This window comes from Cuspidothrix issatschenkoi CHARLIE-1, assembly GCF_002934005.1.
GTDB lineage: Bacteria > Cyanobacteriota > Cyanobacteriia > Cyanobacteriales > Nostocaceae > Cuspidothrix > Cuspidothrix issatschenkoi.
Genome location: NZ_PGEM01000060.1, coordinates 20787 through 27668, shown reverse-complemented (window position 1 = coordinate 27668; position 6882 = coordinate 20787). Strand labels below are relative to the sequence as shown.

General features: G+C 35.4%; 7 protein-coding genes. 6 read left to right on the top strand and 1 reads right to left on the bottom strand.

The features are described 5' to 3' along the window. Positions 1 to 97 precede the first annotated feature (97 nt). On the bottom strand, positions 98 to 1105 hold the full coding sequence (locus CUN59_RS09215) for a sodium:calcium antiporter (RefSeq protein ID WP_104387574.1): 1008 nt from the start codon (positions 1103 to 1105) through the stop codon (positions 98 to 100). A gap of 138 nt (positions 1106 to 1243) precedes the next feature. Between CUN59_RS09215 and CUN59_RS09210 the strand changes: the two genes are divergently transcribed. From CUN59_RS09210 to recR, 6 genes are all read left to right on the top strand, one after another. Then, the gene (locus CUN59_RS09210; RefSeq protein WP_104387573.1) at positions 1244 to 1954 is read left to right on the top strand and encodes a TIGR04283 family arsenosugar biosynthesis glycosyltransferase; all 711 of its coding nucleotides are present in this window, start codon (positions 1244 to 1246) and stop codon (positions 1952 to 1954) included. Between the two features lie 72 nt (positions 1955 to 2026). Continuing rightward, complete coding sequence (locus CUN59_RS09205; RefSeq protein WP_104387572.1) at positions 2027 to 2758, top strand: TVP38/TMEM64 family protein; 732 nt, start codon at positions 2027 to 2029, stop codon at positions 2756 to 2758. Positions 2759 to 2786: 28 nt separating this feature from the next. Then, positions 2787 to 3476, top strand: coding sequence for a TVP38/TMEM64 family protein (locus tag CUN59_RS09200; RefSeq protein ID WP_243406906.1), 690 nt, complete (start codon positions 2787 to 2789; stop codon positions 3474 to 3476). Positions 3477 to 3598: 122 nt separating this feature from the next. Continuing rightward, positions 3599 to 5146 carry a mercuric reductase gene (locus CUN59_RS09195; RefSeq protein WP_104387570.1) on the top strand — a complete coding sequence of 516 codons (1548 nt, stop codon included), beginning with the start codon at positions 3599 to 3601 and terminating at the stop codon, positions 5144 to 5146. Between the two features lie 189 nt (positions 5147 to 5335). Beyond that, positions 5336 to 5935 carry a MiaE family protein gene (locus CUN59_RS09190; protein ID WP_104387569.1) on the top strand — a complete coding sequence of 200 codons (600 nt, stop codon included), beginning with the start codon at positions 5336 to 5338 and terminating at the stop codon, positions 5933 to 5935. 106 nt (positions 5936 to 6041) lie between these two features. Then, entirely contained in the window at positions 6042 to 6641 is a 600-nt protein-coding gene (gene recR / locus CUN59_RS09185; RefSeq protein WP_104387568.1) for a recombination mediator RecR, read from the top strand. The last annotated feature ends 241 nt before the right edge of the window (positions 6642 to 6882 follow it).

Here is a 6882-nt window from a genome sequence, read left to right as displayed (position 1 = left end):
AACCACTCTAGTAGAGCCATTCTTTTTACTGATTTGGCCACAATTAATGATTCGTAGTGGAGTTTTAGATAATTTAGAAAAAGCTCCTTAATTACCATCAAAAAATATCCCGATAAATTACGTACATTCCGCCAACATAGAGGGCAACGAGAGTTAATCCATCCCAGGTAATGTACATTCGTGAACCACTGACAGCATGATAAATCAGCCCATTAATAGCTACTGAAGTCATAATCATGGCGACAATGGCAGTAAATATATGTATCTGACTGATGTTTAACCACAGATTACCTTGTAAATACACCAAATCATAAACGCCCAAAATTGCTAAATTGGTGATATTAGAACCAAAAACATTAGATACTGCTAAATCAACGGCATTAATTCGAACAGCAGCTAGTGATGCTACTACTTCGGGAAGTGACGTGGCTGTAGCTAAGAGAATCGCACCAATAAAGCTTTGTCCTAATCCAGTTACCTCTGCAACTCTATCACCTAAAAATGCCAGCCAGATACCCAGAACTACAATTATGGCTGAGAGGGAGATAAACCTGAGATATGCTTGTTTTGAGGTAATATGTTGATATTGAAAAGCCTCAATTTCTTCTTCTAGCACCTGTGCGCGTCGTCTCATTTCAAATTGAGCAATCATGCGAGCGCTCAACCAATAAAGAAAGAGTAATATGATACTGGGAATACCAACCCATCCCATAGCTAAATTCATTTCTGTTTTTGCTAGAAGTATTCCTAAAGTAGTCACACCTAACATCACACAACCTAAACTAGCTGCTAATCCATGACTGATTTGCGCTCGCTGTAGGACGGGTTCAGGACCGTTGTAAATATCGAGTAATGCCAAAATGAGTAAATTAAACAGACAACTGCCCAAGATGCCCCCTACAGCCAAGTCTGGAGAGTTAAATACAAGTATGGCACTTGTCCCTGTGGCTAATTCAGGTAAAGATGTGACACCTGCTAAGAGGATTGTCCCTACCCAAGTTCGTCCTAAGCCAGTTTTTTCTGCCAAAATATCGGCACTTTGGGAAAGCCATGAGCCGATAAAAGTTACTAAAGTAATACATATAATGACTTGGAGAAGTAGCATGATTATTTAGAGAAGAGAGGACTTAATTCAAGTTGATGTAAAAATTCAAGTGAGGGGATAATATCCCTATACTTACAATTTTATTATGAATAAGATTGGAGGAAATCTATTATTTATTGAATACCTGTCTTAGCGATCATGATAAAAATTACTAATCAGAATATTAACAACGACTTAATTTCTATTATTATTCCCACTCTCAATGAAGAAGGTAATATAGAAGCAGCCATTAATAGTATACAGTCTAATAAGATAGAAATTATTGTAGTTGATGGTGGTTCACAGGATGAAACTTTGTTAATAGCTAAATCTTTAGATGTGAAAGTTATTGTTTCTGCTCCTGGACGTGCTAATCAAATGAATGCGGGTGCTATGGTTGCTAGTGGGGAAATGCTCCTATTTCTTCATGCTGATACTCGGTTACCAACTGGTTTTGATGAGATGATCAGGACGACATTAGCAAAACCGGGAATTGTTGCTGGTGCGTTTGCTTTGCAAATAGATGCACCTAATTGGGGTTTACGTTTGGTGGAATTTGGGGTAAAATGGCGATCGCATCTTTGGCAAATACCCTATGGTGATCAAGCCATTTTTCTTACTAAAGACGTATTTCAACAAGTTGGTCATTTCCCCCAAATGCCAATTATGGAGGACTTTGAACTAATCAGGAAGTTAAAATCATTGGGAAAAATATATCTATTACCCACACCTGTTATTACCTCTCCTCGTAGATGGTTGAAAAAAGGAATTTTACAGACTACTATTTTAAATCAAATTATTGTCATTGCTTATTTATTGGGTGTTTCCCCAAATCGCATTTGTAACTGGTATCGGCAGGAAAGATCATAGAATTTTAACCTGATTTTTACAAAAATAGTCTATATTAGATCATATTCATATCCAGAAATTTAGGTTAATCCTATGCTACCAAATTATAAATTGCGATTCAATGGCAAAATAAAAATATTATTATTGATATGCTTGTTGCTTATTTTGGTAAATGTGACAAGATTGATTGATATTCAGCAAATTTTACAATCTACAATTATTAAGTTTAATAATCAAGTCAATATTAGTCCAATCGCGTTTATTTTTATCTACAATTTAGGAACATTACTATTTATTCCTGGTTCTTTACTTACTCTCAAAGGTGGTTATTTATTTGGGTTATTCTGGGGTTCTATATATGTATTAATTGCTGCTTTATTGGGAGCGATATTATCTTTTTTAATCGGACGTTATCTATCACGAAATTGGGTGTATAAACAATTAGAAAAACATCCTAAATTTAAACTAATTGATCAAGCAGTTGCGAAAGAAGGATGGAAAATTGTCTTATTAACTCGGTTATCTCCTGTCTTTCCTTTCAATTTATTAAATTATGGCTTTGGAGTTACACAAGTTTCTGTTAAAGATTATATTTTAGGTTCTTTGGGTATTTTACCAGGTACAATAATGTATGTTTATATGGGTTCTTTAGCTGTAAATATTACCATGATTACTACATCTAATCAATTCACTTCTCCAGAAGTACAAATTTGGCAATTTCTTATGCAATTAATTGGGCTAACAGCAACTATTTTTACAACTGTTTACATTACAAAAATCTCCCAAAAAGCCTTATCCAAGAAAGTAGAAGATTATGAATATTAAGAAATTTCAGAATTTTTTTCTATTGTGTATGTTGATAGTTATTATATTTTTATCAAACATAGATTTTGCTATAGCACAGGAATCTATTAACATATCTTCATTCAATCCCCAAGCATTATTAGAAAGTGCTTTACACTGGATTAATGGCCTTGGTACTTTAGGAGGAATAGCATTTATTGGCATCTATATTATTGCTACTGTGGCTTTTTTACCAGGTTCAATTCTTACCTTGGGTGCTGGTGTAATTTTTGGTGTAATTTTAGGTTCTTTATATGTCTTTATTGGTGCTACCTTGGGTGCTACAGCAGCATTTTTGGTAGGACGTTATTTAGCCAGAGGTTGGGTAACAAACAAAATATCTGACAACAAAAAATTTGCAGCTATTGATAAAGCAGTTAGTAAAAAAGGTTTAAAGATTGTATTATTAACTCGACTTTCTCCCATTTTTCCCTTTAATCTCTTAAATTATGCTTTGGGAATTACTGGTGTTTCTCTTAAAGATTATTTTCTGGGTTCAGTAGGAATGATTCCTGGTACAATTATGTATGTTTATATTGGATCTTTAGCCGGGAATTTAGCTTTTATTAGTAGTGAAAGTAAACCTGATAATATGATATTGTATTGGGTAATAAGAATTATTGGTTTAATAGCCACAATTGTTGTTACAATTTATGTCACTAAGATAGCTAAAAAAGCTTTAGAAGATGACATTTTATAATCACGATGATCATAATTTTGTTAAGAATAAACCTGATATTTTTCTAATTATGATATATCTACAAGTAGAGATTCGGATAATCAAAAATACACTTTATACTTGATTATAAAGAGGTAAAGCTAATGTCAAATTCAGAATTTACCAGAGTTACAATCCGTCCTATGGATGAGTATAATCAAAAACTGCTTAAAAATGTTCATCCAGATAATTGGGTAAATCCTCAACCTGCTGATTATTATGATTTAGTAGTAATTGGTGGGGGAACTGCGGGTTTAGTTGTCGCTGCGGGTGCTGGGGGTTTAGAGTTGGGTTTAAAAATAGCATTAATTGAAAAACATCTCATGGGAGGAGATTGTTTAAATGTGGGTTGTATCCCTTCTAAATGTTTGATTCGTTCTTCTCGTGTGGTGGAGGAAATTAGAAAAGCTAGAGATTTAGGTATTAATATTTCCCAACAAATTGATGTTGATTTTGCCACAGTTATGGAAAGAATGCGTCGGATTAGGGCTAGTATTAGTCATCATGATTCAGTGGAAAGATTTAAAAATTTAGGAATTGATGTATTTTTAGGTACTGGTAAATTTACAAGTAATAATACTGTAGAAGTTGCTGATCAAACTTTAAAATTTAAAAAAGCTGTAATTGCCACTGGTGCTAGGGCAATTAAACCTAAAATTCACGGCATTGAAGCAGCGGGTTATTTAACTAATGAAACTGTTTTTTCTTTGACTCAAAAACCAGAAAAATTAGCAGTAATTGGTGGCGGTCCCATTGGTTGTGAATTGGCGCAGACATTTCGGCGTTTGGGTTGTGAGGTGATATTATTTCATAATAGTTCCCATATTCTAAATAAGGAAGATACAGAAGCAGCAGAAATTTTACAAAAAGTTTTGATTGACGAAGGTGTTCGTTTAGTTTTGAATTGTCAGTTAGAAGAAGTGGTGACAGTTACGGAAGGAAAACGCCTATATTTTTCTGTAAATAGTGAACGAGATTCAGTTACAGTAAATGAAATTTTAGTTGGTGCGGGACGTGCGCCAAATGTGGAAAATTTGAATTTAGAAGCTGTGGATGTAGAATATGATCAAAAATTGGGTATAAAAGTAAATGATTATTTGCAAAGCACAAATCCCAAAATTTACGCTGCCGGTGATATCTGCATGAACTGGAAATTCACTCATGCGGCGGATGCTGCGGCGCGAATTGTGATTAAAAATACTTTGTTTTCTCCTTTTGGTTGGGGACGATCTAAACTAAGTAGCTTGGTGATGCCTTGGGTGACATATACTAGCCCGGAAATTGCTCATGTGGGAATGTATGAAAATGAAGCGAAACAATTGGGTATAGAGATAGAAACTATTAAGATTCCTTTTAGAAGTATAGATCGAGCGATCGCAGATCAAGAAGAATCTGGTTTTTTAAAGATTCATCACAAAAAAGGATCAGATCAAATTCTTGGTGCCACCATAGTTGCTAATCATGCAGGGGAAATGATTTCCGAAATTACCACAGCTATTGTTAACAATATTGGTTTAAGTAAACTTAGTAGTGTAATTCATCCTTATCCTACCCAAGCAGAAGCAATAAAAAAAGCCGCAGATGCTTATCGCAAGACTTTACTCACACCCAGAACCAAGCAATTATTAAGTTTTTTAACAAAGTTTTCTTAAATAATTCTTATAACCCAGCATAGGCGAATATAAGTCGCAACTACACAAACAAAATCCACACTTCGACAAGTGTTACAGTGAGCTTGCCGAACCACACCCTACAACAGATTTTTGGTGTGACACTTGGGTAAGTCCTAAAAAACTTTAAAATTAATTAGCTAAATTCTTTAATCTGGAGTAGTTATTCCTGTGCTGAGTTCACCTTTACCCACAATCAACGCCCTCAAACAACCCACCAGTGATGCCTGGGTAGAGCAAGCGATCGCTAACCTTGATATTATCTTATTAGATCATTCTCACTGCGAAAAAAAAGCGGCTGGAGTCGCCTTAAACATGATGTTTCGCTATCCATCAAATACTAAAATGGTGAGAGAATTAACAGCGATCGCCCGGGAAGAATTAGAACATTTAGAACAAGTTAACCAATGGTTAGAAAAACGGAATATTCCCCTGAAACCATTACCTCCTCCTCCCTACGGTGCTGGGTTAAAAGCCCAAGTACGCAACCAAGAACCACATCGTTTTTTAGATTCTATGCTAGTTACAGGCTTAATAGAAGCCCGCAGTCATGAACGTTTAGGGTTATTAGCTGCTAACTGTCCAGAACCAGAATTAGCCGCATTTTATCGCAGTTTAATGACATCAGAAGCCCGACATTTTGGGATGTATTGGGTTTTAGCTGATACCTATTTTGACAGAAAAATAGTCATGGATAGATTAGATGAATTAGCAGGGGTCGAAAGTCAATTATTAGCAACTTTACACCCAGAACCAAGAATACATAGTTAGTCAGTTTGTGACGGAGTATTCATGAATAACCAAGTTTACAAATCATCCAAATATTGTCGTGATCATCTCTATCATTGTAAAATAGAAAATAAAGCCTGGAGGTAGAATTACGGTTTACGCACGCCCTTTAGCCCGATTAATAGAACAATTGCAACGTCTACCCGGAGTTGGTCCCAAAAGCGCCCAACGTTTGGCTTTGCATATATTAAAAAGACCAGAAGCAGAGGTAGAAGCCTTAGCACAAGCCCTAATTGATGCAAAAAAACAAGTAGGTTTATGTCAGGTTTGCTTTCACCTTTCTGCAGATCCAGTATGTGAAATTTGTCGTCATCCTCAACGAGATAATACAACTATTTGTGTAGTTGCAGATTCTCGTGATGTGATTGCTTTAGAAAAAACCCGCGAATATAAAGGTAAATATCATGTTTTAGGTGGAGTAATTTCTCCTATGGATGGTATTGGTCCAGAACAATTAAATATTCAACCTTTAGTAAGAAGAGTTAGTGAACAAAAACCTCAAGAGGTGATTTTAGCAATTAGTCCCAGTATAGAAGGAGAAACCACAACTTTATATATAGGTCAATTGCTCAAACCATTTACTAAAGTTACTCGCATTGCTTTTGGTTTACCAGTAGGTGGTGATTTAGAATATGCTGATGAATTAACTTTAGCAAGAGCATTAGAGGGACGGAGAGAGCTTGATTAGATAAATATAAATTGATGTTATCTACCTAAGATTTTATCTCGCCAATGTTTAATGCGATCGCTGGCACAGCAATAGACTAACGCGCAACTTTCCAGCTTTTTTGTTGCTTATTTCATCTGTTTTTCTAATATGTTTTGAATTCCTAAATAGGGCTTGCTGAATAAAGCTATAACCGGTTATTAGTAGGGGTTTCGCGGATTTTAAGAACAAGCAAGTGCAAGGTTTTGGCAAATGGAGTCCC